At 54.0% G+C, this 25,788-nt stretch carries 24 protein-coding genes; 16 read left to right on the top strand and 8 right to left on the bottom strand.

Features of this window, described 5'->3' with window-relative positions:
- Positions 1-383 precede the first annotated feature (383 nt).
- Positions 384-1,091 carry a FadR/GntR family transcriptional regulator gene (locus IM282_RS14335; protein ID WP_023298937.1) on the top strand — a complete coding sequence of 236 codons (708 nt, stop codon included), beginning with the start codon at positions 384-386 and terminating at the stop codon, positions 1,089-1,091.
- Positions 1,088-2,521, top strand: coding sequence for a multidrug transporter subunit MdtD (gene mdtD, locus IM282_RS14340; protein WP_022649863.1), 1,434 nt, complete (start codon positions 1,088-1,090; stop codon positions 2,519-2,521). The genes IM282_RS14335 and mdtD overlap by 4 nt, the downstream gene beginning before the upstream one ends.
- Here the strand turns inward: mdtD and rbsR are convergent.
- The 7 genes from rbsR to kup form a co-directional block, all read right to left on the bottom strand.
- Positions 2,487-3,479: a ribose operon transcriptional repressor RbsR gene (rbsR, locus tag IM282_RS14345; protein ID WP_074143179.1), complete on the bottom strand. Its 993-nt coding sequence runs from the start codon at positions 3,477-3,479 to the stop codon at positions 2,487-2,489. The genes mdtD and rbsR overlap by 35 nt on opposite strands.
- Positions 3,480-3,482: 3 nt before the next feature.
- Entirely contained in the window at positions 3,483-4,412 is a 930-nt protein-coding gene (gene rbsK, locus IM282_RS14350) for a ribokinase (RefSeq protein ID WP_003862399.1), read from the bottom strand.
- A gap of 108 nt (positions 4,413-4,520) precedes the next feature.
- Positions 4,521-5,411: a ribose ABC transporter substrate-binding protein RbsB gene (gene rbsB / locus IM282_RS14355; protein ID WP_003862397.1), complete on the bottom strand. Its 891-nt coding sequence runs from the start codon at positions 5,409-5,411 to the stop codon at positions 4,521-4,523.
- A 27-nt stretch (positions 5,412-5,438) separates the two neighbouring features.
- Entirely contained in the window at positions 5,439-6,404 is a 966-nt protein-coding gene (rbsC, locus tag IM282_RS14360; RefSeq protein ID WP_022649866.1) for a ribose ABC transporter permease, read from the bottom strand.
- A 4-nt stretch (positions 6,405-6,408) separates the two neighbouring features.
- A complete protein-coding gene (gene rbsA / locus IM282_RS14365) occupies positions 6,409-7,914 on the bottom strand; it encodes a ribose ABC transporter ATP-binding protein RbsA (RefSeq protein WP_022649867.1) in 1,506 nt (501 codons plus the stop codon).
- A gap of 7 nt (positions 7,915-7,921) precedes the next feature.
- Positions 7,922-8,341 carry a D-ribose pyranase gene (gene rbsD / locus IM282_RS14370; RefSeq protein ID WP_003862392.1) on the bottom strand — a complete coding sequence of 140 codons (420 nt, stop codon included), beginning with the start codon at positions 8,339-8,341 and terminating at the stop codon, positions 7,922-7,924.
- A 197-nt stretch (positions 8,342-8,538) separates the two neighbouring features.
- The gene (kup, locus tag IM282_RS14375; protein WP_192970513.1) at positions 8,539-10,407 is read right to left on the bottom strand and encodes a low affinity potassium transporter Kup; all 1,869 of its coding nucleotides are present in this window, start codon (positions 10,405-10,407) and stop codon (positions 8,539-8,541) included.
- Positions 10,408-10,629: 222 nt separating this feature from the next.
- On the opposite strand from kup, the gene ravA reads away from it, so the two are divergent.
- Both ravA and viaA read left to right on the top strand, forming a co-directional pair.
- Positions 10,630-12,126: an ATPase RavA gene (ravA, locus tag IM282_RS14380; RefSeq protein ID WP_022649869.1), complete on the top strand. Its 1,497-nt coding sequence runs from the start codon at positions 10,630-10,632 to the stop codon at positions 12,124-12,126.
- The gene (gene viaA, locus IM282_RS14385; RefSeq protein ID WP_048966198.1) at positions 12,120-13,571 is read left to right on the top strand and encodes an ATPase RavA stimulator ViaA; all 1,452 of its coding nucleotides are present in this window, start codon (positions 12,120-12,122) and stop codon (positions 13,569-13,571) included. The genes ravA and viaA overlap by 7 nt, the downstream gene beginning before the upstream one ends.
- On the opposite strand, the gene asnA is transcribed toward viaA, so the two are convergent.
- Complete coding sequence (asnA, locus tag IM282_RS14390) at positions 13,572-14,564, bottom strand: aspartate--ammonia ligase (protein WP_003862385.1); 993 nt, start codon at positions 14,562-14,564, stop codon at positions 13,572-13,574.
- 151 nt (positions 14,565-14,715) lie between these two features.
- On the opposite strand from asnA, the gene asnC reads away from it, so the two are divergent.
- The 12 genes from asnC (at position 14,716) to atpD (ending at position 25,769) form a co-directional block, all read left to right on the top strand.
- Positions 14,716-15,174: a transcriptional regulator AsnC gene (asnC, locus tag IM282_RS14395; RefSeq protein ID WP_003862383.1), complete on the top strand. Its 459-nt coding sequence runs from the start codon at positions 14,716-14,718 to the stop codon at positions 15,172-15,174.
- 90 nt (positions 15,175-15,264) lie between these two features.
- Positions 15,265-15,714, top strand: a complete 450-nt coding sequence (gene mioC, locus IM282_RS14400) for an FMN-binding protein MioC (RefSeq protein ID WP_003862381.1) — start codon at positions 15,265-15,267, stop codon at positions 15,712-15,714.
- A gap of 374 nt (positions 15,715-16,088) precedes the next feature.
- Positions 16,089-17,978: a tRNA uridine-5-carboxymethylaminomethyl(34) synthesis enzyme MnmG gene (mnmG, locus tag IM282_RS14405; RefSeq protein WP_022649871.1), complete on the top strand. Its 1,890-nt coding sequence runs from the start codon at positions 16,089-16,091 to the stop codon at positions 17,976-17,978.
- A 107-nt stretch (positions 17,979-18,085) separates the two neighbouring features.
- Entirely contained in the window at positions 18,086-18,709 is a 624-nt protein-coding gene (gene rsmG / locus IM282_RS14410) for a 16S rRNA (guanine(527)-N(7))-methyltransferase RsmG (RefSeq protein WP_022649872.1), read from the top strand.
- A 616-nt stretch (positions 18,710-19,325) separates the two neighbouring features.
- Positions 19,326-19,706: a F0F1 ATP synthase subunit I gene (gene atpI / locus IM282_RS14415; RefSeq protein ID WP_003862375.1), complete on the top strand. Its 381-nt coding sequence runs from the start codon at positions 19,326-19,328 to the stop codon at positions 19,704-19,706.
- Positions 19,707-19,714: 8 nt separating this feature from the next.
- Positions 19,715-20,530 (top strand): F0F1 ATP synthase subunit A, encoded by an 816-nt coding sequence (gene atpB / locus IM282_RS14420; RefSeq protein ID WP_022649873.1) that lies wholly within the window; start codon positions 19,715-19,717, stop codon positions 20,528-20,530.
- A gap of 49 nt (positions 20,531-20,579) precedes the next feature.
- Complete coding sequence (gene atpE, locus IM282_RS14425; protein ID WP_000429386.1) at positions 20,580-20,819, top strand: F0F1 ATP synthase subunit C; 240 nt, start codon at positions 20,580-20,582, stop codon at positions 20,817-20,819.
- 48 nt (positions 20,820-20,867) lie between these two features.
- Positions 20,868-21,338, top strand: a complete 471-nt coding sequence (gene atpF / locus IM282_RS14430) for a F0F1 ATP synthase subunit B (protein ID WP_003862370.1) — start codon at positions 20,868-20,870, stop codon at positions 21,336-21,338.
- A 14-nt stretch (positions 21,339-21,352) separates the two neighbouring features.
- Positions 21,353-21,886 carry a F0F1 ATP synthase subunit delta gene (gene atpH / locus IM282_RS14435; RefSeq protein WP_003862369.1) on the top strand — a complete coding sequence of 178 codons (534 nt, stop codon included), beginning with the start codon at positions 21,353-21,355 and terminating at the stop codon, positions 21,884-21,886.
- Between the two features lie 12 nt (positions 21,887-21,898).
- Positions 21,899-23,440: a F0F1 ATP synthase subunit alpha gene (gene atpA, locus IM282_RS14440; RefSeq protein ID WP_006808751.1), complete on the top strand. Its 1,542-nt coding sequence runs from the start codon at positions 21,899-21,901 to the stop codon at positions 23,438-23,440.
- Positions 23,441-23,491: 51 nt separating this feature from the next.
- Complete coding sequence (gene atpG, locus IM282_RS14445; RefSeq protein ID WP_003862364.1) at positions 23,492-24,355, top strand: F0F1 ATP synthase subunit gamma; 864 nt, start codon at positions 23,492-23,494, stop codon at positions 24,353-24,355.
- Between the two features lie 31 nt (positions 24,356-24,386).
- Positions 24,387-25,769 (top strand): F0F1 ATP synthase subunit beta, encoded by a 1,383-nt coding sequence (atpD, locus tag IM282_RS14450; RefSeq protein WP_003862362.1) that lies wholly within the window; start codon positions 24,387-24,389, stop codon positions 25,767-25,769.
- Positions 25,770-25,788 lie beyond the last annotated feature (19 nt).

Here is a 25,788-nt window from a genome sequence, read left to right on the forward strand (position 1 = left end):
TTTCGTCCGAGGACATTAAGAATCCATGTCACTTTGAGTGCCCACACAGATTGTCTGATAAATTGTTAAAGAGCAGTGCCGCTACGTTTTCGCTGCGGCGCGGGGTGTGCATATTACGCTTTCCCGCTTCAGAGTCAAGCGTTTATTTTGCTTTTCTCTGCTGACCCGGCGGCTTGCGTGCCGTTGTTCCGTGTCAGTGGAGGCGCATTATAGGGAGTTCTTCTGAAGTGACAAGAGGTAATTTAAAAAAAGTTTCTGACCGTGTTTTTTTTCACCAAAAGCGATGAGATCAAGCTACAAATTGTTCTAATTGATGTATCTGCAACCACAATCACACCTGAGATGGCATAATTAGCCGCATCAATATTTAAGGAATAAAAGCGATGCCATTAAGCGCACAACAGCTGGCAGCTCAAAAAAACCTGTCCTATGTGCTGGCAGAAAAGCTGGCTCAGCTGATCTTAGCGGGTAAATATGCCCCAGGTAGCATCCTGCCCAGCGAGATGGAGCTGGGGGATCAGTTTGGTGTAAGCCGTACCGCCGTTCGCGAAGCGGTAAAAACATTAACGGCGAAAGGGATGGTGCTTCCACGCCCGCGCATTGGCACCCGCGTTATGCCTCAGGGGAACTGGAACTTTCTCGATCAGGAGTTACTCACCTGGTGGATGACCGAAGATAACTTTAATCAGGTCGTCGATCACTTTCTGGTCATGCGCAGCAGTCTTGAGCCTCAGGCCTGTCTGCTTGCCGCCACGCTCGGCACAGCAGAGCAAAAAGCGCAGCTCAATACTTTTATGGAAGAGATGGTGGATCTGAAAAAGCACTTTAACCGCGAGCGCTGGATAGAGGTCGATATGGCCTGGCATGAACATATCTATAATATGAGCGGAAATCCTTTCCTGACCTCCTTTGCTTCTTTATTCCATTCTGTGTACCACACTTACTTTGCCTCTATCACACAGGATGAGGTGGTGAAGCTGGATCTGCATCAGGCGATAGTCGATGCCATTCAGGAAAGCGACGGGCAGCGAGCCCTGAGTGCGTGCCAGGCGTTGCTGGCCGCGCCAACCCACCAGCAGGTAAATAAATGACAGAGAAAAAAGCACGCAGTATGGCCGGATTGCCGTGGATTGCAGCCATGGCGTTCTTTATGCAGGCACTGGATGCCACTATCCTCAATACCGCCCTTCCCGCAATAGCCCAAAGCCTTAACCGCTCCCCACTGGCGATGCAATCCGCCATCATCAGTTATACCCTGACGGTGGCGATGCTCATTCCGGTCAGCGGCTGGCTGGCCGATCGTTTCGGCACGCGCAAAGTGTTTATGCTGGCGGTGACGCTGTTCACCCTCGGTTCTCTGGCTTGCGCCCTCTCTACCTCTCTGACGGAACTGGTTATCTTCCGCGTTCTACAGGGGATAGGCGGCGCGATGATGATGCCCGTCGCGCGTCTGGCGTTATTGCGCGCCTATCCGCGCAGCGAACTGCTCCCGGTGCTCAACTTTGTGACTATGCCGGGGCTGGTCGGCCCGATACTTGGCCCGGTTCTCGGCGGCGTACTGGTGACCTGGGCAAGCTGGCACTGGATCTTCCTGATTAATATTCCGATTGGTGTGGCAGGGCTAATCTATGCCCGCAAATATATGCCGAACTTCACCACACCACGACGCAGCTTTGATATGGGCGGCTTCTTCCTGTTTGGCCTGAGCCTGGTCCTGTTCTCCAGCGGGATGGAGCTGTTTGGCGAGAAAATCGTAGCGACGTGGCTGGCGCTGGCCATCATTCTTAGCGGTATTCTGCTGTTCCTTCTATATATCCGTCATGCGCGTCGCCATCCGACACCGCTTATCTCTTTATCTCTGTTTAACACCCGAACGTTTTCCGTCGGGATCGCGGGCAATATTGCCTCGCGTCTGGGCACGGGCTGCGTACCGTTCCTGATGCCGCTGATGCTCCAGGTCGGTTTCGGCTATCCGGCCCTGATTGCTGGCTGCATGATGGCCCCCACAGCGATGGGCTCAATTCTGGCAAAATCGACGGTCACGCAGGTGCTGCGCTGGTTTGGCTATCGTAAGACGCTGGTTGGCGTGACGATCTTTATTGGATTGATGATTGCGCAGTTCTCCCTGCAATCTGCGGCGTTACCCATCTGGATGCTGATCCTGCCGCTGTTTGTGCTGGGTATGGCCATGTCGACGCAGTTTACGTCGATGAACACCATCACCCTTGGGGACCTCACCGACGAGAATGCCAGCAGCGGCAACAGCGTACTGGCGGTCACTCAACAGCTGTCGATCAGCCTCGGGGTTGCCGTGAGCGCGGCGGTACTGCGGTTTTATGAAGGGTTTGACGGTACAAATACCGTTGAGCAGTTCCACTATACCTTTATCACCATGGGCGCGCTTACCGTGGTATCGGCGGTGGTCTTTATGTTGTTAAAACCAAAAGACGGCCGGAACCTGATTAAAGAGCGTCATAAAGATAAGGCTAAACCGAACCGCGTTCCATCAGAACAGGAGTAAGCTGCAAACGTTGCTGTTGCAGCGTGGGCTGAGCCATGCGGTGGATCAACACATCGATGGCCAGCTCACCCAGTTCATCCTTCGGCTGATGAATGGTGGTCAGCGGCGGCGTCATGTAGCGCGCCAGTTCGATATCATCATAACCGACGATCGCCATGTCGTCCGGAACACGTAATCCCGCCTGATACAGCGCCTGATAAGCTCCGAATGCCATCGCATCGTTACCGATAAACACCGCCTGCGGGCGCGACTCTTGCGCCAGCAGTTTCTGCATTGCTTCAAATCCACCATTAAATTCGAAATCGCCGGTGATGCGATAGCCATCAGGAATGGCAAGCCCCGCCCGTTCCATGGCCGAAAGATAGCCTTCCAGACGCAAGCGCGCCGGGGTTTTATCCAGCGGGCCGGTAATACAGGCGATGCGGGTATGGCCTTTATCTATCAGATGCTGGGTCGCCATATCGCCACCCAGCAGCGAGTTATCCTGGATCAGATCGCTGGTGCCATCGAACGGCGCCCAGTCCATCATGACCGTAGGAATAGAAGGGTAGCGCTGAATGATCTCTTTCGAGGGTTGATGCGTTTCGGTACAGAGCAGCAGCAGCCCGTCGACGCGTTTTTGCATCAGCGTCTCCAGGTTTCGGTTCATGCGCTGCTCATCGCCTTCGGTATTGCACAGCACCAGGCTGTAGCCGCGCTCGAAGCAGCTGCGCTCCACGCCGCGCACCAGTTCAGAATAAAAAGGGTTGGTACTGGCGGTGATCAGCATGCCGATGGTGCGCGTCTGGTTAAGCTTCAGGCTGCGGGCCAGCGCAGACGGCGCATAGTTGAGTTCTTTAATTGCAGCGTCAACTTTCTCCCGAATCGCCTCGCTGACGAAGCGATCCTTATTGATAACGTGGGAGACAGTCGAGGTAGAAACGCCCGCCATACGGGCGACATCTTTCATTGTGGCCAAGCGTTACCCCTGCTGACTTAAGAATTCATCAATCTCTTTACGCCATGGAACAGAAGGCTGAGCGCCTTTACGCGTCACCGCAATCGCAGCGGCGGCATGCGCGAAGCGAATCGCGTCATCCATTGCTTTTCCTTCCAGCAGCGCCGTTACCAGCGCACCGTTGAAGGTGTCTCCTGCGGCGATGGTATCAATGGCTTTGACCTTAAAGCCCGGCACGCGACGGCCTTCGCCATTGACGCTTGCCCACACCCCACGGCTGCCGAGGGTGATGATCACGGTGCCGATGCCTTTATCATGCAGCGCAAGCGCGGCACGCGCGGCATCGTCATCATTTTCGACACGGATACCCGTCAGCTTTTCCGCTTCGGTTTCGTTCGGGGTGATGATATCCACCAGCGCCAGCAGCTCGTCTGATAATACACGGGCAGGCGCCGGGTTAAGTACGACAGACGTATGATTTTCATGCGCAATTTTCGCAGCGGCCAGCACGCTTTCAACCGGTGACTCTAGCTGCATCAGCAGAGCTTCCGCTCCGGCGATGATCCCACGCTGCGCTTCGACGCGTTCAGTCGTTAACGCGGCATTAGCCCCCGCATGAATACCGATGACATTCTCACCTTCCGCATTGACGAAAATCAGCGCCACGCCGGTAGATTCCCCTGCAACCACGCTGACGGGTGCGATGTCGATGTTGTCGCTTGCCAGCTGTTTGCGTACGCGCTCGCCGGTATCGTCATCACCCGTACAGGCGATAAACGCGATATTTGCCCCGCTGCGTCCGGCGGCAACTGCCTGGTTTGCACCCTTACCGCCGAACGCGACCTGATACTGATTGCCGGTGACGGTTTCGCCCGGAGTGGGGAACGTTTCAAGGTTAAGAATGTGATCGGCATTGATACTGCCAAGGACGACGAGGTTGCCTGCGGTTTTCATGTATTGAGGTGTCCATCTGAGAGCGCCACCGGTATTACCCGGTGGCGTATGCCACACTTTTCTTTTATTTGGTGTCCCTCAGGCAGCCAGCGACTGCCTGAATCGCCTTTACTGCTTAATGACCAGTTTCAGGTCAACAGGATATTTGGCCTGAACTTTTTCGCCCTTCAGCACTTTATCGGCAGTTTGCACGCCAGTCGCGCCAATCTGCTCAGGCAGCTGAGCAATGGTCGCAGCCAGTTTGCCATCATTTACTGCTTTTTCACCATCCGGCGTGCCGTCAAATCCGACAACCATCACATCTGATTTACCCGCAGTCTGGAGCGCACGCAGCGCACCGAGCGCCATTTCGTCGTTCTGTGCGAATACCGCCTGCACATCAGGATGCGCGGTCAGCAGGTTCTGCATGACGTTCAGACCCTTTGTACGGTCGAAGTCTGCCGGCTGGCTCGCCAGCACGTTAAATTTGTGCGCCGCTACAGCCTGCTGGAAACCTTCACCACGTTCACGGGCCGCGGAAGTCCCGGCGATACCCTGCAACTCGATCACTTTCGCGCCTTCACCTGCTTTCTTCGCGATGTAGTCACCGGCGATTTTGCCGCCCAGTACGTTATCAGACGCAATATGGCTAACAACGTCGCCTTTGGTCGCCTGACGGTCCAGGGTGATTACCGGGATCTTCGCCTGGTTTGCCATCTTCACGGCGTTACCGACCGCGTCGGAATCGGTTGGGTTGATCAGCAGGATTTTGGTACCACGAACGGTTAAGTCCTGAACGTTAGCCAGCTCTTTCGCCGGGTTGTTCTGAGAATCCAGCACCACCAGGTTGTAACCCAGTTTGTCTGCTTCTTTCTGCGCGCCATCCTTCAGGGAGACGAAGAACGGGTTGTTCAGGGTAGAGACAACCAGCGCGATGGTATCTTTCGCCATGGCGTTAGCACTTACGGTTGCGCTCAGCGCGACAGCAGAAACCAGGGTAGCCAGTTTTTTCATGTTCATATCTAAGATGTCCTGTAGTGTCGTCAGTTACTGTTTTTTGTTGTCTACCAGTACCGCCAGCAAAATCACCACTGCCTTAACGATCATCTGGTAATAGGAGGAAACACCTAACAAATTCAAGCCATTATTCAGGAAACCGAGGATCAGTGCGCCGATCAATGTCCCAACAATGCGACCTTTACCGCCCGCAAGGCTCGTACCACCCAGAACCACTGCCGCGATGGCATCCAGCTCATAGCCCGTACCCGCCGTTGGCTGCGCGGAAGAGAGGCGCGCCACTTCGATGATGCCCGCCAGAGATGCCAGCAGACCGCACAGGGAGTAAACGATAATTTTAACTTTGTTGACGCTAATACCGGACAGACGCGTTGCCGATTCGTTACCGCCCAGCGCATAAATATAACGACCCAGACGGGTATGATGCAGCATGTACCATGCCGCCAGGAAGACGATAGCCATGATCCAGACTGGCGTCGGGATACCCAGCGGGCGTCCGATACCAAACCAGCCAAATAGATCGGCGTTTTCGGTAAAGCCGGTATTCACCGGGCTACCGTTGGTGTACACCATGGTGACGCCGCGCAGCAGCAGCATCATCACCAGCGTGGCAATAAACGCCTGTACGCGGCCTTTTGCCACAATCACGCCGGTTACCGCGCCAATTGCCGCACCTGCCGCCAGCGCAGCAGCAACGGCCACCAGCGCGTTGACCTCAATACCGACAATCGACGCGGCAATCGCACCGGTGAGCGCCAGCAGGGAACCGACGGACAGATCGATACCCGAGGTCAAAATCACCAGCGTCATCCCGACCGCCATAATGGCGTTGACGGAGGTCTGCTGAAGAATATTGAACAGGTTATTAACGGTAAAAAAGTTCGGGCTCATGGTCGAGACAATCGCGATCAGCACCAGCAGGGCAATCAGCGATTTTTGTTCCATCAGCCATGCCTTTGTGAAATAGCGGCGACCAGAAACAGCCTGGGTAGTCATCTTCTTACTCCTGATTCACGCGATTAAGCTTGCCCACAGCGGCAGCCATCAGAACTTCCTGGGTGGCCTGCTCGCGAGTGAATTCACCACCGAGATGCCCTTCATGCATGACGATAATGCGATCGCTCATGCCTAATACTTCTGGCATCTCGGAAGAGACCAGAATGATGCTCAGACCGTCGGCCTTGAATTGGTTAATCAGCTGATAGATCTCTTTTTTCGCGCCCACGTCAACGCCGCGAGTTGGCTCATCGAGGATCAGTACTTTCGGGCGCGTCATCAACCCGCGGGCAATCGCCACTTTCTGCTGATTACCGCCGGACAACAGGCCAATCGCCTGCTCCATCGATGGGGTTTTAACGTTAAAGAGACGGATAAAATCGCTGACCGCCTGCTGCTCATCTTTATGTTTCAGGCTGCCGCCGCTGCGGCTGAAATAGCGTAGCGCGGTCAGGGACATGTTCTCTTTTACCGACATGCCCAGCACTAAGCCGTCACGCTTACGGTCTTCGGAGATATAGACAATGCCGTTCGCCAGGCCATCCTGCGGCGAGCGGGTGACCACCTCATGGCCGTCAAGGGTAACGTAGCCGCTGGTGCGCGGCAGTGCGCCATAGAGCACTTTCATCAGTTCGGTACGTCCCGCGCCCATCAGGCCCGCGACGCCAAGGATCTCGCCCTTGCGCAGGGTAAAAGAGACGTCATCCACGCCCGGCCCGCAGAGGTTATCCACCTTCAGGCGGATCTCTCCTGGCGCTTTGTCCAGACGCGGATACTGGTCTTCGAGCTTACGTCCCACCATCATTTCAATCAGCGAATCTTCGGTCAGCGTGGCCACTTCACGCTCGGCAATGAACTGCCCGTCGCGGAAGACGGTGACGTCGTCGCAGATCTCGAAAATTTCTTTCATGCGGTGAGAGATATAGACAATGCCGCGCCCCTGGGATTTCAACTCACGGATCACGCGGAACAGGGATTCGGTTTCGGTATCGGTCAGGGCGTCGGTCGGTTCATCCATAATGATGACCTTCGACTCGAAGCTCAGCACCTTCGCGATCTCCACCATCTGCTGATCGCCGATGGAAAGGTCGCCCACCAGTCGGTCGCTCTTAAAGCGCAGATTCAGCTTCGCCAGCAGTTTGTCCGCTTCGGCATACATGGTTTTCCAGTCGATTTTGCCAAACCGGTTCACGAACTCACGGCCGAGGAAGATGTTCTCCGCAATGGTGAGCTGCGGGATCAGGTTCAGCTCCTGGTGGATGATGCCAATGCCCGCTTCCTGAGAGGATTTCGGGCCGTTGAAGGTGGTCTCTTTACCCAGCCACAGCAGCGAACCGGCATCGCGTTGATAGATCCCGGTCAGCACTTTCATCATGGTGGATTTGCCGGCGCCGTTTTCGCCCACCAGCGCCATTACACGCCCGGAATAGACGTTCAGCGCCGCGCCAGAGAGGGCTTTAACGCCCGGGAACGACTTATCGATCCCTTTGAGTTGCAGTAATGCGTCCATGATGGCCTCAGAAGGTGACGCCAGCACAGAGAATGATATTCGCATACGGGGAACACTCCCCGCTGCGAATCACCGCCTGACTGTCTGCGGTTTGTTGTTTGAACTGCTCGTGCGTTGTGTAACGAATTTCTATGGTGTTTCCCTGGTGCTGTTGCAGTTGCTCAATGTGGCTGAGCAACGTTTCGTGGAGTTGCGGATTATGTTGTTTGATTTCCGCCGCGAGAATGGCCGCCTCAACCTGCATCTCCGCCGTCACGACTTCCAGTACCTGCATGAACGAGGGTACGCCCTGCGTTAACGCCATATCGATACGGGTTGTGCTGCGCGGAACCGGTAAGCCTGCATCGCAAACCACCAGCGTATCGGTATGCCCAAGACGGGAAATCACCGATGATATTTCTGAGTTGAGTACTGTGCCTTTCTTCATTTTTTGCTCCACTAGCGAAACGTTTCGCTAAAAACAGTGTAGCCGCAGAAGTGTTCAGAAAACCATCATGACGTAACGGATTTGTGATCGGCGTCGAAACGTTTCGCTAAGTGAAATATTGAGGTGATTTTGGCGGGTATGTTGAGGATCTGGTAGGCCGGGTAAGCGCAGCGCCACCCGGCATTTTTTAAAAGGACTTAAATCTCGACCTGCGTCCCCAGCTCAATCACGCGGTTAGGCGGGATCTCAAACTGGTCAGGCGCACGCAGGGCGTTACGTTGCAGGATGAAATACAGCTTGCCGCGCAGGCGCAGATACCATGGGCGCTTGCCGATGATCAGCGACTCGTGCGACATAAAGAACGATGTCTCCATCATGCGGCAACTCAGCCCTTCCAGACCGCAGCGGTGGAATACCTCTTCCACGTTCGGCGTTTCGCGCCAGCCGTAGCTTGCCACCACGCGCCAGAAGGTTGGCGACAGCTGCTCAATCTGTACGCGTCGCACGTTGTGAACATACGGCGCATCTTCGGTGCGCAGCGTCAGCAGGATCACGCGCTCGTGCAGCACTTTGTTGTGCTTAAGGTTATGCATCAGCGCAAACGGGATCACGTTCAGCGCACGAGACATATACACCGCCGTACCCGGCACACGCACCGGCGGGGATTTCTCCAGCGAGGCGATCATCGCCTCCAGAGAATTACCGTGCTCATGCATACGACGCAGCAGGCGGAAACGTTCGCTCTTCCACGTCGTCATCACGATGAACATCACCAGACCCAGCGTCAGCGGCAGCCAGCCACCGGAGACAATCTTATCGAGGTTCGCAGAGAACAGCGGTACGTCGATGCAGAGGAAGCCAACCAGGATCAGCCCCACGAGGAACTTATTCCAGTGCCAGTTACGGTACGCCACGGTGGTAGAGAGAATAGAGGTCAACACCATCGTTCCGGTCACCGCGATACCGTACGCCGCCGCCAGGTTACTGGAGTGCTCGAAGCTGACGATAACAATCACCACCGCGAAATAGAGCAGCCAGTTGACGAACGGAATGTAGATCTGGCCTGACTCCATCTCAGAGGTATGGATAATGCGCATTGGGGAGAGATAACCCAAACGCACGGCCTGACGCGTCAGGGAGAATACGCCGGAAATAACAGCCTGAGAGGCAATGACCGTCGCCAGCGTCGCCAGGATCAGCATCGGAACCAGCGCCCAGTCCGGCGCCAGCAGGAAGAACGGGTTTTTAATCGCTTCAGGATGGGCAAGCAGCAGCGCGCCCTGGCCGAAGTAATTCAGCACCAGTGAAGGCAGAACAACGCTAAACCAGGCGACGCGAATTGGGAGTTTCCCGAAGTGGCCCATATCTGCATACAGCGCTTCAACACCGGTAATGGAAAGCACTACCGCGCCCAGCGCCACAAACGACACCACTTTATATTCCAGGAAGAAATGCACCGCCCACATTGGGTTCAGCGCGTGCAGGACATCCGGGTTGGCAATAATACTGCGTAAGCCCAGCGCCGCCAGGATCAGGAACCAGGCCAGCATAATAGGCGCGAACAGCTTACCCACCAGCCCGGTACCGTGTTTTTGTATAGCAAACAGCAACGTCAGCACGATAATAGCGAGTGGCACCACCCACGTATCAAGCTGTGGCGCGACAATCTCCAGCCCCTCTATGGCCGACATCACCGAAATCGCTGGCGTAATCACGACTTCCCCATAGAAGAAGCTGCCGCCAATCAGGCCAATGATGACCAGCACGGAGGTCATTCTTGCAGACGTATTGCGCCCCGCAAGGGACATCAGGGTCAGAATACCGCCCTCGCCCGCGTTATCAGCCCGCATAACGAAAGAGAGATACTTAAGGGAGACCACCAGGATCAGCAGCCAGAAGATGAGCGAGAGGAAACCAAATACGGCGTCACGCTCTACACCAAAACCAAACTGACCGGACAAACATTCACGAAGCGTATAAAGCGGGCTGGTGCCGATATCACCGTAGACAACCCCGATCGCTGCAAGCGTTACTGCGGGTAATGATTGCTTATTATCAGTGCTCATAGACTAGTCTTTTCGTTTGAATAACAAATGTGTGCTTAGTCCCTTGGCCCACAAAAAGCGCACAGTATGCACGATTCAATGCAAAATCGTACCCCTAAATGCAGCCGCATTAATGTAGCGCAAAGAAAATAGCGCCGCACTTCAGCCTATTACCAGGCCAGACCGAAACGTCTATACTCGCTTCAATTAGCCGCCACGACGGCGAAAGGATGCAAAACTATTATGGCTCACTCACATTTATTAGCAGAAAGAATTTCCCGCCTCAGCAGTGCGCTGGAGAAAGGCCTTTACGAGCGTAGCCACGCCATTCGCCTCTGTTTACTGGCGGCGCTGAGCGGGGAAAGCGTGTTTCTGCTGGGTCCGCCGGGCATTGCCAAAAGTCTGATCGCACGCCGCCTCAAATTCGCTTTCCAGAACGCTCGTGCATTCGAGTATTTGATGACGCGTTTCTCCACGCCGGAAGAAGTTTTCGGCCCGCTCTCCATTCAGGCGTTAAAAGATGAGGGACGCTATGAACGTCTGACGGCGGGCTATCTCCCGGAAGCGGAAATCGTCTTTCTTGATGAGATCTGGAAAGCCGGCCCGGCCATTCTGAATACCCTGCTGACGGCAATCAACGAACGCCGCTTCCGCAACGGCGCGAGCGAAGAGAAGATCCCCATGCGGTTGCTGGTGGCCGCGTCTAACGAACTTCCCGAAGCCGACAGCAGCCTGGAAGCACTGTATGACCGCATGCTGATCCGCCTGTGGCTGGATAAAGTCCAGGACAAATCGAACTTCCGCTCAATGTTGGTAAGCCAGCAGGACGAAAACGAAAATCCGGTGGCACCATCATTACAGGTCACGGACGAAGAGTATGACCAGTGGCAGGAAGAGATAGGCAAAATTAAGCTGCCCGATGCCGTCTTTGAGCTGATCTTCATGCTGCGCCAGCAGCTTGATTTATTGCCCTCCGCGCCGTACGTCTCCGACCGTCGCTGGAAAAAAGCCATTCGTCTGCTTCAGGCAAGCGCCCTGTTCAGCGGCCGCGATGCTGTCGCCCCCATCGATCTAATCCTGCTGAAAGACTGTCTGTGGCACGACGCAGAAGGGATGAATCTGATGCAGCAGCAGCTGGACGTTTTGATGACCGGGCACGCGTGGGGTCAGCAATCCATGCTTAATCAACTGGGGGCGATTGCCCAACGTCGTCTTCAGCTTCAGCAGCAGCAAAGTGACAAAACCGCGCTGAAGGTGAACCGTCTTGGCGGGATGTTTGCCCGTAAACCGCACTATGAACTGCCAGCCGAGCTGACTGACGCCTCGCTCACGCTTCTTCTTCAGCAGCCGCTAAAGCTTCATGATATGCAGGTGGTGCACGTGACGATCGAACGCGTTGCGCTGGTTCAGTGGCTGGATAAGGGCGGCGAGATCCGCGGTAAACTCAACGGTATCGGCTTTGCACAGCCGCTGTCGATGGAAGTCGACAGCAGCCAGCACCTTGTGATCCGCGACGTCAGCCTTCAGGGATCGCGCCTGGCGCTGCCGGGCACGGCCTCTGACAGTCTTCCGGAGGAGATCAAACAGCAGCTCGAAGCGCTGGATAACGAATGGCATCAGCAGCACACGCGCTTCAGCGAGCAGCAGAAATGCCTCTTTATCCATAGCGACTGGTTAGGTCGCATTGAAGCCAGCTTGCAGGATGTCAGCGCGCAGATTAAACAGGCGCGTCAATGCTAACGCTGGACACGCTTAACGTCATGCTGGCGGTTAGCGAGGAAGGGTTGATCGAAGAGGTCGTCATTACCCTGCTCGCTTCACCGCAGCTGGCGGCCTTCTTTGAAAAATTCCCGAAGCTCAGAAAGGCAATGACGGACGATCTTCCCCGCTGGCGCGATAACCTGCGCCAGCGGTTTAAGGAGACGGAAGTCCCGCCGGAACTGACAGAGGAAGTGGCTGGTTACCAGCAGTGCCAGCGGCTTTCAACGCCGCAGTTTATTGCCCAGCTACAGCAAACCCTGACGCTGCTAGATAACGTTCACTCCCCGTTTGCCAGCCAGGCCAGAGCGCTGGTCACGGACAACCCCAGCTTTACTCCCGCCCTGCATACGCTGTTTTTACAGCGCTGGCGGCTCAGTCTTGTCGTTCAGGCCACCTCTCTCAACCAGCAGTTGCTGGACGAAGAGCGCGAACAGCTGTTAAGCGAAGTTCAGGAGCGGATGACGTTAAGCGGCCAGCTAGAACAGGTGCTGGTGGAGAATGAAAACGCCGCCGGTCGACTCTGGGATATGAGTGCCGGTCAGTTAAAACGTGGCGATTATCAGTTGATCGTGAAGTACGGCGACTTTCTGGCACAACAGCCGGAGCTGATGAAGCTTGCTGAACAGCTTGGTCGTTCCCGGGAGGCCAGGTCAGTTCCAAAGAAAGATGCGCCGATGGAAACCTTTCGTACGCTGGTACGCGAGCCGTCCACCGTACCGGAGCAGGTGGACGGCTTACAGCAAAGCGATGATATCCTGCGCCTGTTGCCTACGGAACTCAGCACGCTGGGAATGACCGAACTGGAGTATGAGTTTTATCGTCGGCTGGTGGAAAAACAGCTTCTTACCTATCGGTTGCATGGCGAAGCCTGGCGCGAAAAAATCAGCCAGCGCCCGGTGGTGCATCAGGACTTTGATGAGCAACCGCGCGGTCCATTCATTGTTTGCGTAGATACGTCCGGATCGATGGGGGGATTTAACGAGCAGTGTGCAAAAGCGTTCTGCCTGGCTCTGATGCGCGTGGCGCTCGCCGATCGTCGTCGCTGCTACATCATGTTATTTTCCAGCGAAGTGGTGGGGTATGAACTGACCAGCCCACAGGGGCTGGAGCAGGCGATCCGCTTTTTAAGCCAGCGCTTTCGCGGCGGCACCGATCTGGCCAGCTGTTTTCGCAGCATCATTGAGCGCATGCAGGGCGGAGACTGGTACGACGCGGATGCGGTGGTGATTTCCGATTTTATTGCCCAGCGGCTGCCGGACGACGTCGTGAATAAAGTGAAGGAGATGCAGCGCGTGCACCAGCACCGTTTCCATGCCGTGGCGATGTCTGCACATGGAAAACCCGGCATCATGCGCATCTTCGATCACATCTGGCGCTTTGATACCGGGTTGCGTAGCCGCCTGCTCAGACGCTGGCGACGTTAATTAAAGAAGAGAACCGACGCTCTCACGTACCTGCTGCGGCCAGACCCCACACTGTACCTGACCGATATGGGACAGTTGCAACAGCAGCATGGTCAGACGAGACTGGCCAATACCACCGCCGATGGTCTGCGGCATTTCACCGCGCAGCAGCGCCTGGTGCCATTCCAGTTGCAGACGATCTTCATCACCGGTCACGGCCAGCTGACGCTTCAGTGCTTCAGCATCCACGCGGATCCCCATCGAAGAGAGTTCAAACGCATCTTCCAGAACCGGGTTCCAGACCAGAATATCGCCGTTCAGACCGGCATATTCGCTCTCGCCCACGGTGCTCCAGTCATCGTAATCCGGCGCACGGACGTCGTGACGTTTACCATCAGACAATTTCCCGCCAATGCCGATCAGGAATACCGCGCCCAGCTCTTTGGCGATCGCGCGTTCACGGCCTTTGGCATCCAGATCCGGGAAACGGCTCAGCAACTCCTGACTGTGAACAAAGTGGATCGTTTCCGGCAGGAACGGTGCCAGACCAAACTCTTTGCTCACGGCCGCTTCGGTCGCTTTGATCCCGGCGTAGATCGCCTCAACGGTGGATTTCAGCGTACCGACGTGACGCTCTCCGTCACCCATTACGCGCTCCCAGTCCCACTGGTCAACGTAGACAGAGTGAATGGGGGAGAGGCGGTCTTCATCGGGGCGAAGGGCTTTCATATGCGTGTAAAGCCCTTCGCCCGCGCTGAAGTCGTGTTGTCCCAGGGTTTGACGCTTCCACTTCGCCAGGGAATGAACCACTTCGAACTGGGCGTCTGGCAGTGTTTTCACTTTTACCTGTACCGCTTTTTCGCAACCAGACAAGTTATCCTGCGTCCCGTCACCCACGCGGCTCAGAATCGGCGCCTGCACTTCAATAAGGCCAAGCTTCTCTTCCAGCTGGCGAGAAAAATGGGATTTAACGAAACTGATCTGGCGTTGTTTTGCGATGTAAGCGGTTTTCATTATTTATACTCCTGCGTCCTGTTGATACTGATTAAGCAACAGAACAGGCGCTTAATTCAATAACCCATCAACAAAAAGCCACCTTCACTTTTGATTCGTTAAAATAAGACGCTAGAATAGAAGGAATCATTAATCTTCATAAGAAAAACCTATGGAAAATTATCAGATCGACAATCTGGACCGCGGCATTCTGGAAGCGCTCATGGCCAACGCACGCACCGCGTATGCCGAACTGGCGAAACAATTTGGCGTCAGCCCGGGGACCATTCACGTTCGCGTAGAGAAAATGAAGCAGGCCGGGATCATCACCGGCGCACGCATTGATGTCAGCCCGAAGCAACTCGGCTACGACGTCTGCTGCTTCATTGGCATTATTCTGAAAAGCGCCAAAGATTACCCCTCCGCGCTGGAGAAGCTGAACGCGCTGGATGAAGTCACTGAGGCGTACTACACCACCGGGCACTACAGCATCTTTATAAAGGTCATGTGCCGATCCATCGACGCTCTCCAGCAGGTACTTATCAACAAGATCCAAACAATCGATGAAATTCAGTCCACCGAAACCCTAATCTCCCTGCAAAACCCGATTATGCGTACTATCCGCCCGTGAACGGGCAATTTCATTCCCACATTTTCCACAGGTAGATCCCAGCTCGTTCACAGCGTACAATGGCCGCCTCTTTATCTGAGCGAGCGATCAATGGCGGACATTACTCTTATCAGCGGCAGCACCCTGGGCGGTGCGGAATATGTAGCGGAACATCTGGCTGAGAAGCTGGAAGACGCGGGCTTTTCTACACAAACGCTGCACGGACCGCTGCTGGAAGATCTACCGACTGACGGGGTCTGGCTGCTGATCACCTCCACGCACGGCGCGGGCGATCTGCCGGATAACCTGCAACCTTTATATGACGAACTGCTGGAACAACAGCCCGATCTGTCAAACGTCCGGTTTGGCGCTGTAGGGATCGGTAGCCGTGAATATGACACTTTCTGTGGCGCAATAGAGAAAGTAGAAGCTGCGGTGACCGCCTGCGGAGCAAAACAGCTGGGTGAAACACTGAAGATCAACATCCTCGATCATGATATTCCCGAAGATCCAGCCGAGATCTGGCTCGCGGAATGGAAAAATTTACTCAAAAACGATTAAAGATCGTGCGATCAGATGTGGATAACTCTGGTTAAAAGCTCGTATTAACCCGTAGTTATCCAAAGAACAACGTTAGTTTAGTTTTTGACCTGTGCATAAAGTGGCGATCTGATCCCAGCTTATACGGTCCAGGATCACCGATCATTCACAGCAAACGATCCTTCCTAACTGCATGATCTTATTTATGGGATCGGACTTATCCACAAAGGTCTGCGATCCTAATAAGAGATCACAATAGAACAGATCTCTAAATAAAAAGATCTTCTTTTTAATAGCCCAAGATCCCAATGCTTTCTCGAAAGACTAAAGTTGAGTAGAATCCACGGCCCGGGCTTCAATCCATTTTCATACCGCTTTACGCGAGGCAGACCACCATGTTTTATCAGGATCCTTTTGACGTCATCATCATTGGCGGGGGTCACGCAGGCACTGAGGCCGCAATGGCCGCAGCGCGAATGGGTCAGCAGACCCTGCTTTTGACACACAATATCGACACGCTGGGACAAATGTCCTGTAATCCGGCGATTGGCGGCATTGGGAAAGGACACCTGGTAAAAGAAGTGGATGCACTTGGCGGCCTGATGGCGAAAGCGATCGATCATGCGGGCATTCAGTTTAGGATACTAAACGCGAGTAAAGGTCCGGCTGTTCGCGCCACCCGTGCACAGGCAGACCGCGTGCTTTACCGTCAGGCTGTGCGCACCGCGCTTGAAAACCAACCGAACCTGATGATCTTCCAGCAGGCTGTAGAAGATCTTATCGTGGAAAACGATCGTGTTGTTGGCGCCGTGACCCAGATGGGTCTCAAGTTCCGCGCAAAAGCGGTGGTGCTGACGGTCGGGACATTCCTGGACGGTAAAATCCATATTGGTCTGGACAACTACAGCGGTGGCCGTGCGGGCGATCCGCCGTCGATTCCGCTGTCTCGTCGTCTTCGTGAGCTGCCGCTGCGCGTAAGCCGCCTGAAAACCGGCACGCCGCCGCGTATTGATGCGCGTACCATTGATTTCAGCGTTCTGGCACAGCAGCACGGTGATAACCCGATGCCGGTGTTCTCGTTCATGGGCAATGCGGCGCAACATCCGCAGCAGGTGCCGTGCTACATCACGCACACCAATGAAAAAACCCATGACGTGATCCGCAGCAACCTCGATCGCAGCCCAATGTACGCCGGCGTGATCGAAGGGATCGGCCCACGTTATTGCCCGTCGATCGAAGATAAAGTGATGCGCTTTGCCGATCGTAACCAGCATCAGATCTTCCTCGAACCTGAAGGGCTGACCTCGAACGAAATTTACCCGAACGGCATCTCCACCAGCCTGCCGTTCGACGTGCAGATGCAGATTGTGCGTTCAATGCAGGGGATGGAAAACGCGAAGATCGTTCGTCCTGGCTACGCTATTGAGTACGATTTTTTCGATCCGCGTGACCTGAAGCCGACGCTGGAAAGCAAATTCATCCAGGGTCTGTTCTTCGCAGGCCAGATTAACGGCACCACCGGGTACGAAGAAGCTGCCGCACAAGGGCTGCTGGCCGGTCTGAATGCCGCTCGCTTCTCTGCCGAGAAAGAGGGCTGGGCACCGGCGCGTTCTCAGGCTTACCTGGGTGTTCTGGTCGACGATCTCTGCACGCTGGGGACCAAAGAACCGTACCGCATGTTTACTTCTCGTGCGGAATATCGCCTGATGCTGCGCGAAGACAATGCCGATCTGCGTCTGACCGAGGTGGGCCGCGAATTGGGTCTGGTGGATGACGAACGCTGGGCGCGCTTCAACGAGAAGCTGGAGCGTATCGAACAGGAACGTCAGCGCCTGAAAACCACCTGGGTGAATCCGCAGGCGGAAACTGCTGCTGAAGTGAACGCTCACTTAACTGCGCCGCTTTCGCGCGAAGCCAGTGGTGAAGATCTGTTGCGTCGTCCTGAAGTCACCTACGAGAATCTGGTCAAACTGACCGCGTTCGCACCGGGCCTTGAAGACGCTGAAGCGGCTGAACAGGTCGAGATTCAGGTGAAATACGAAGGTTACATCGCGCGTCAGCAGGATGAGATCGAAAAACAGCAGCGCAACGAAAATACGCTACTGCCGGAAATGCTGGACTATCGTCAGGTGACGGGGCTTTCCAACGAAGTGATCGCTAAGCTGAACGATCACAAACCTGTGTCGATTGGCCAGGCCTCACGTATCTCCGGTGTCACACCTGCCGCGATTTCGATTCTGCTGGTGTGGCTGAAAAAGCAGGGTATGCTGCGCCGCAGCGCGTAATTAACATTGCTTTTGGCGGGTGGCGCTTCGCTTACCCGCCCTACTTAATCGTAGGCCCGGTAAGCGGCTGTGCCACCGGGCGAAAAATCTCTTAACAGGTATCCACCGTGCTCAATAAACTCTCTCGTCTGCTGGAACAGGCAGGTATTTCGCTCACCGATCACCAGAAAAATCAGCTGGTGGCCTATGTCGATATGCTGAACAAATGGAATAAAGCGTACAACCTCACCTCCGTACGCGATCCCAACGAGATGCTGATTCGCCATATTCTCGATAGCATCGTTGTGGCGCCGTATCTTACCGGTGAACGTTTTATCGACGTGGGCACCGGTCCGGGCTTGCCGGGCGTTCCGTTGTCTATTGTTCGACCGGAGAGTCATTTCACGCTGCTGGACAGTCTGGGCAAGCGCGTACGCTTTTTACGACAGGTTCAGCATGAGCTGAAGCTGGAAAACATCACGCCCGTGCAGAGCAGGGTAGAGGAGTTCCCGGCAGAGCCACCGTTTGACGGCGTTATCAGCCGCGCGTTTGCCTCACTCAATGACATGGTGAGCTGGTGCAAACACCTGCCGGCGGATAAGGGCCGTTTTTATGCGCTGAAAGGGCAACTTCCGGGGGACGAAATAGAGCAGCTTCCGGACGGTTTTGCAGTGGAATCCATTGAAAAACTCCAGATCCCTCAGCTCGAAGGTGAGCGTCATCTGGTGATAATTAAGCCAAACACATTTTAAAAAATTAATAAAAAATGTGGAATTTGTGCTGTTCTGATGGTGTTAAAAAGCAGCACATCCAGTCTGATTTGGCCGTAGTTAATTTAACCTTGTTGTCACCATGGATTTTCTTATGGTTAACCTGAAGTGATTCGTTCACCCTGAAGATAGTCAACCATGAAAATATCAGCCTGCTAAAAATGGGTAAAGGCAACAAGAATGAGATGTTAAATATTTATTAAGAATGTCAATAAAAGGTTTTTGTTGTATACGGCTCTGTTTTAAAAATAGTTGCGATTTTTTTGCTTTAATTTCAATCGGATGAAATAAATCGTTTTACGTCTTTGATAAATACCACTTTATCGCAAATGTGTATTTTGTGATCTCGTGCACGCTTTATCACCAACGTTTCCGCGCTGTTTGCAGTTTTGCCTGAAGGTTGGCACTGAGTTCAAAAGTTGAAAAATAGGACTGGGGAAAAATATTTAAACATTTATTCACCTTTTCGCTACTTAATGTTTGAAATCACGGGTACGCACCGTATAATTTGACCGCTTTTTGATGCTTGACTCTGAGCCTTAAAGGACGTTTTATACGACACGCGGCATACCTCGAAGGGAGCAGGAGTAAAAACGTGATGTCTGTGTCGCTCTTGAGTAGAAACGTTGCTCGTAAGCTTCTGTTCATTCAGTTTCTGGCTGTGATAGCAAGTGGACTGCTGTTTAGCCTCAAAGACCCCTTCTGGGGCATCTCCGCCGCGTGCGGAGGTTTGGCGGTGGTTCTGCCAAACGTGTTGTTTATGATTTTTGCCTGGCGTCATCAGGCGCATACACCCGCCAAAGGCCGCGTGGCCTGGTCCTTCGCTCTCGGCGAAGTGTGTAAGGTGTTGCTGACCTTTGCTCTACTGGTGATGGCGCTGGCGGTTTTGAAAGTGGTATTCATGCCGCTGATAGCAACGTGGGTTTTGGTGCTGGTGGTACAAGTTCTGGCTCCAGCTGTAATCAATAACAAAGGGTAAAAGGCATCATGGCTTCAGAAAATATGACGCCGCAGGATTACATAGGTCACCATCTGAATAACCTTCAGCTGGACCTGCGTACATTCTCGCTGGTGGATCCACATAACCCCCCGGCCACCTTCTGGACGATCAACATCGACTCCATGTTCTTCTCGGTGGTTTTGGGTCTTCTGTTCCTGGCCATGTTCCGCGGTGTTGCTAAACGAGCGACCAGCGGTGTTCCAGGGAAATTCCAGACGTTCATCGAGATGATCATCGGCTTCGTCCATGGCAGCGTCAAAGACATGTACCATGGTAAGAGCAAGCTGATTGCTCCGCTGGCCCTGACCGTGTTCGTTTGGGTCTTCCTGATGAACCTGATGGACCTTCTGCCTATCGATTTCCTGCCGTGGATCGGCGAGCATGTCTTCGGTCTGCCTGCCCTGCGCGTGGTTCCGTCTGCCGACGTGAACATCACCCTGTCGATGGCGCTGGGCGTATTTATCCTGATTCTTTTCTACAGCATCAAAATGAAAGGCGTAAGCGGCTTTGTGAAAGAGCTTACCTTGCAGCCGTTCAACCACTGGGCGTTTATTCCGGTCAACCTGATCCTGGAAGGCGTTAGCCTGCTGTCCAAACCTGTTTCACTGGGTCTGCGACTGTTCGGCAACATGTATGCGGGTGAGCTGATTTTCATTCTGATCGCGGGTCTTCTGCCGTGGTGGTCACAGTGGATTCTGAATGTGCCATGGGCCATTTTCCACATCCTGATCATTACGCTGCAAGCCTTTATCTTCATGGTTCTGACGATCGTCTATCTGTCGATGGCGTCTGAAGAGCACTGATTTTTTACCAACACTACTACGTTTTAATTGAAACAAACTGGAGACTGTCATGGAAAACCTGAATATGGATCTGCTGTACATGGCTGCCGCTGTGATGATGGGTCTGGCGGCTATCGGTGCTGCGATCGGTATCGGCATCCTCGGGGGCAAATTCCTGGAAGGCGCAGCGCGTCAACCTGATCTGATTCCTCTGCTGCGTACTCAGTTCTTTATCGTTATGGGTCTGGTGGATGCAATCCCAATGATCGCTGTAGGTCTGGGTCTGTACGTGATGTTTGCTGTCGCGTAGTAGTTGTTTTAAAACCCCAAGCCACAGAAATTTAAGAGGTATTGTGCTGTGAACATGAACGCAACAATCCTCGGCCAGGCCATCGCGTTTATTCTCTTTGTCTGGTTCTGCATGAAGTATGTATGGCCGCCTTTAATGGCTGCCATCGAAAAACGTCAGAAAGAAATTGCTGACGGTCTGGCTTCCGCAGAACGCGCTAAGAAAGATTTGGACCTTGCACAGGCCAACGCGACAGACCAGCTGAAAAAAGCGAAAGCTGAAGCTCAGGTAATCATTGAACAGGCTAACAAACGCCGTTCTCAGATCCTGGACGAAGCCAAAGCTGAAGCAGAACAGGAACGTACTAAGATCGTGACACAGGCTCAGGCTGAAATTGAAGCTGAGCGTAAACGTGCTCGTGAAGAACTGCGTAAGCAGGTTGCGATTCTGGCTGTTGCTGGCGCCGAGAAGATCATCGAACGTTCCGTGGATGAAGCTGCTAACAGCGACATCGTGGACAAACTTGTCGCTGAACTGTAAGGAGGGAGGGGCTGATGTCTGAATTTGTTACGGTAGCTCGCCCCTACGCCAAAGCAGCTTTTGACTTTGCTGTCGAACACCAAAATGTCGATCGCTGGCAGAATATGCTGGCGTTTGCCGCTGAGGTGACGAAAAACGAACAAATGGCCGAGTTGCTTTCTGGTGCGTTAGCGCCTGAAACCCTCGCCGCGTCGTTTATCGCCGTGTGCGGAGAGCAACTGGATGCCAACGGCCAGAACCTGATTAAGGTGATGGCGGAAAATGGTCGTCTCCGTGTGCTCCCGGATGTTCTCGAGCAGTTTGAGCACTTACGTGCCCTTAGTGAAGCTACCGCTGAAGTTGAAGTAACTTCCGCGACTGAACTGAGTGATGAACAGCTTGCGAAAATCACCGCCGCGATGGAAAAACGTCTGTCACGCAAAGTTAAGCTGAATTGCAAAATCGATAAGTCTGTAATGGCAGGCGTAATCATCCGTTCGGGTGATATGGTCATTGATGGCAGCGTACGCGGCCGTCTTGAGCGCCTTGCAGACGTCTTGCAGTCTTAAGGGGACTGGAGCATGCAACTGAATTCCACCGAAATCAGCGAACTGATCAAGCAGCGCATTGCTCAGTTCAGTGTTGTGAGTGAAGCTCACAACGAAGGTACTATTGTTTCTGTAAGTGACGGTGTTATCCGCATCCACGGCCTGGCCGATTGTATGCAGGGTGAGATGATTTCCCTGCCGGGTAACCGTTACGCTATCGCACTGAACCTGGAGCGCGACTCCGTAGGTGCCGTTGTGATGGGTCCATACGCTGACCTTGCCGAAGGCATGAAGGTTAAGTGTACTGGCCGTATTCTGGAAGTGCCGGTTGGCCGTGGCCTGCTGGGTCGCGTTGTTAACACCCTGGGTGCGCCAATCGACGGTAAAGGTCCGGTTGAGCACGATGGCTTCTCCCCAATCGAAGTTATCGCACCAGGCGTTATCGACCGTCAGTCCGTTGATCAGCCAGTGCAGACGGGTTATAAGTCCGTTGATGCCATGATCCCAATCGGTCGTGGTCAGCGTGAACTGATCATCGGTGACCGTCAGACCGGTAAAACCGCGATGGCAATCGACGCCATCATCAACCAGCGTGATTCCGGCATCAAATGTGTGTACGTGGCTATCGGCCAGAAAGCGTCCACCATTTCCAACGTGGTTCGTAAACTGGAAGAGCACGGCGCACTGTCTAACACCATCGTTGTGGTAGCTACCGCGTCTGAATCTGCTGCACTGCAATACCTGGCACCATACGCTGGTTGCGCAATGGGCGAATACTTCCGTGACCGCGGTGAAGATGCGCTGATCGTATACGATGACCTGTCTAAACAGGCTGTTGCTTATCGTCAGGTTTCCCTGCTGCTCCGTCGTCCACCAGGACGTGAAGCATTCCCGGGCGACGTATTCTACCTCCACTCTCGTCTGCTGGAGCGTGCTTCCCGCGTTAACGCGGAATACGTCGAGAACTTCACCAAAGGTGAAGTGAAGGGTAAAACAGGTTCTCTGACCGCTCTGCCGATCATTGAAACCCAGGCGGGTGACGTTTCTGCGTTCGTTCCGACCAACGTAATCTCCATTACCGATGGTCAGATCTTCCTGGAAACCAACCTGTTTAACTCCGGTATTCGTCCGGCGGTTAACCCGGGTATCTCCGTATCCCGTGTGGGTGGTGCTGCTCAGACCAAGATCATCAAGAAACTGTCCGGTGGTATCCGTACCGCGCTGGCACAGTATCGTGAACTGGCTGCGTTCTCTCAGTTCGCATCCGATCTGGACGAAGCAACCCGTAAACAGCTGAGCCACGGTCAGAAAGTGACCGAGTTGCTGAAGCAGAAACAGTACGCGCCAATGTCTGTTGCTCAGCAGGGCCTGGTACTGTTCGCGGCTGAACGCGGTTACCTCGAAGATGTGGAACTGGCGAAAATCGGTAGCTTCGAAGCCGCTCTGCTGGCTTACGTCGACCGTGATCACGCTCCGCTGATGCAAGAGATCAACCAGACCGGTGGCTATAACGACGAAATCGAAGGCAAGCTGAAAGCTATCCTCGATTCCTTCAAAGCAACCCAATCCTGGTAATCGTCCGGCGGCTTGTCTCAGGACAAGCCGTCTGGCATTGAGGAGAAGCTCATGGCCGGCGCAAAAGAGATACGTAGTAAGATCGCAAGCGTCCAGAACACGCAAAAGATCACTAAAGCGATGGAGATGGTCGCCGCTTCCAAAATGCGTAAATCGCAGGATCGCATGGCGGCCAGCCGTCCTTATGCAGAGACCATGCGCAAAGTGATTGGTCACCTTGCAAACGGTAATCTGGAATATAAGCACCCTTACCTGGAAGAACGCGACGTTAAGCGCGTGGGCTACCTGGTGGTGTCGACTGACCGTGGTCTGTGTGGCGGCTTGAACATTAACCTGTTCAAAAAACTGCTGGCGGATATGAAAGGCTGGTCCGATAAAGGCGTTCAGTGCGATCTGGCACTGATTGGCTCTAAAGGCGTCTCTTTCTTTAACTCCGTTGGTGGCAACATTGTCGCTCAGGTGACCGGTATGGGTGATAACCCGTCCCTGTCCGAACTGATCGGCCCGGTAAAAGTGATGTTGCAGGCCTACGATGAAGGCCGTCTGGACAGACTGTACGTTGTCAGCAACAAATTTATTAACACCATGTCTCAGGTGCCTACGCTCACTCAGATGCTGCCGTTACCGGCATCAGAAGATGACGAGCTGAAACAGAAAGCCTGGGATTACCTGTATGAACCCGATCCGAAACCGCTGCTGGATACCCTGCTGCGTCGTTACGTTGAATCTCAGGTTTATCAGGGCGTTGTAGAAAACCTGGCCAGCGAGCAGGCCGCACGAATGGTGGCGATGAAAGCCGCGACCGATAATGGCGGCAGCCTGATTAAAGAGCTGCAGTTGGTTTACAACAAAGCTCGTCAGGCCAGCATTACTCAGGAACTCACCGAGATCGTCTCGGGGGCCGCCGCGGTTTAACCAGGTTTACGAATTACGTAGAGGATTCAAGATGGCTACTGGAAAGATTGTCCAGGTAATCGGCGCCGTGGTGGACGTCGAGTTCCCTCAGGACGCCGTACCACGCGTGTACGACGCGCTTGAGGTACAAAATGGTAACGAGAGCCTGGTGCTGGAAGTTCAGCAGCAGCTCGGCGGCGGTATCGTGCGTACCATCGCCATGGGTTCTTCCGACGGTCTGCGTCGTGGTCTGGAAGTGAAAGACCTTGAGCACCCGATCGAAGTCCCGGTAGGTAAAGCAACACTGGGTCGTATCATGAACGTATTGGGTCAACCAATCGACATGAAAGGCGACATCGGTGAAGAAGAGCGTTGGGCTATCCACCGCGCGGCACCTTCCTACGAAGAGCTGTCCAGCTCTCAGGAACTGCTGGAAACCGGCATCAAAGTTATCGACCTGATGTGCCCGTTCGCGAAGGGCGGTAAAGTTGGTCTGTTTGGTGGTGCGGGTGTAGGTAAAACCGTAAACATGATGGAGCTGATCCGTAACATCGCGATCGAGCACTCCGGTTACTCCGTGTTTGCGGGTGTTGGTGAACGTACTCGTGAGGGTAACGACTTCTACCACGAAATGACCGACTCCAACGTTCTGGATAAAGTATCCCTGGTTTACGGCCAGATGAACGAGCCACCAGGAAACCGTCTGCGCGTTGCGCTGACTGGCCTGACGATGGCTGAGAAGTTCCGTGACGAAGGCCGTGACGTTCTGCTGTTCGTTGATAACATCTACCGTTACACCCTGGCCGGTACTGAAGTATCTGCACTGCTGGGTCGTATGCCTTCAGCGGTAGGTTATCAGCCTACGCTTGCGGAAGAGATGGGTGTTCTTCAGGAACGTATCACCTCTACCAAAACTGGTTCTATCACCTCCGTTCAGGCGGTATACGTACCTGCGGATGACTTGACTGACCCATCTCCAGCCACCACCTTTGCTCACTTAGATGCAACCGTGGTACTGAGCCGTCAGATCGCGTCTCTGGGTATCTACCCGGCCGTTGACCCGCTGGACTCTACCAGCCGTCAGCTGGATCCACTGGTTGTTGGCCAGGAACACTACGACACCGCGCGTGGCGTACAGTCCCTGCTGCAACGTTACCAGGAGCTGAAAGACATCATCGCCATCCTGGGTATGGATGAACTGTCTGAAGAAGACAAACTGGTGGTAGCACGTGCACGTAAGATCCAGCGCTTCCTGTCCCAGCCGTTCTTCGTTGCGGAAGTATTCACCGGTTCTCCAGGTAAATACGTTTCCCTGAAAGACACCATCCGTGGCTTTAAAGGCATCATGGAAGGCGAATACGATCACCTGCCAGAGCAGGCGTTCTACATGGTTGGTTCCATCGAAGAAGCCGTGGAAAAAGCCAAAAAACTTTAACGCCTTAATCGGAGGGTGA

This window comes from Enterobacter cloacae complex sp. P29RS (assembly GCF_014893445.1).
In the GTDB taxonomy this organism is placed as follows: Bacteria; Pseudomonadota; Gammaproteobacteria; order Enterobacterales; family Enterobacteriaceae; genus Enterobacter; species Enterobacter intestinihominis.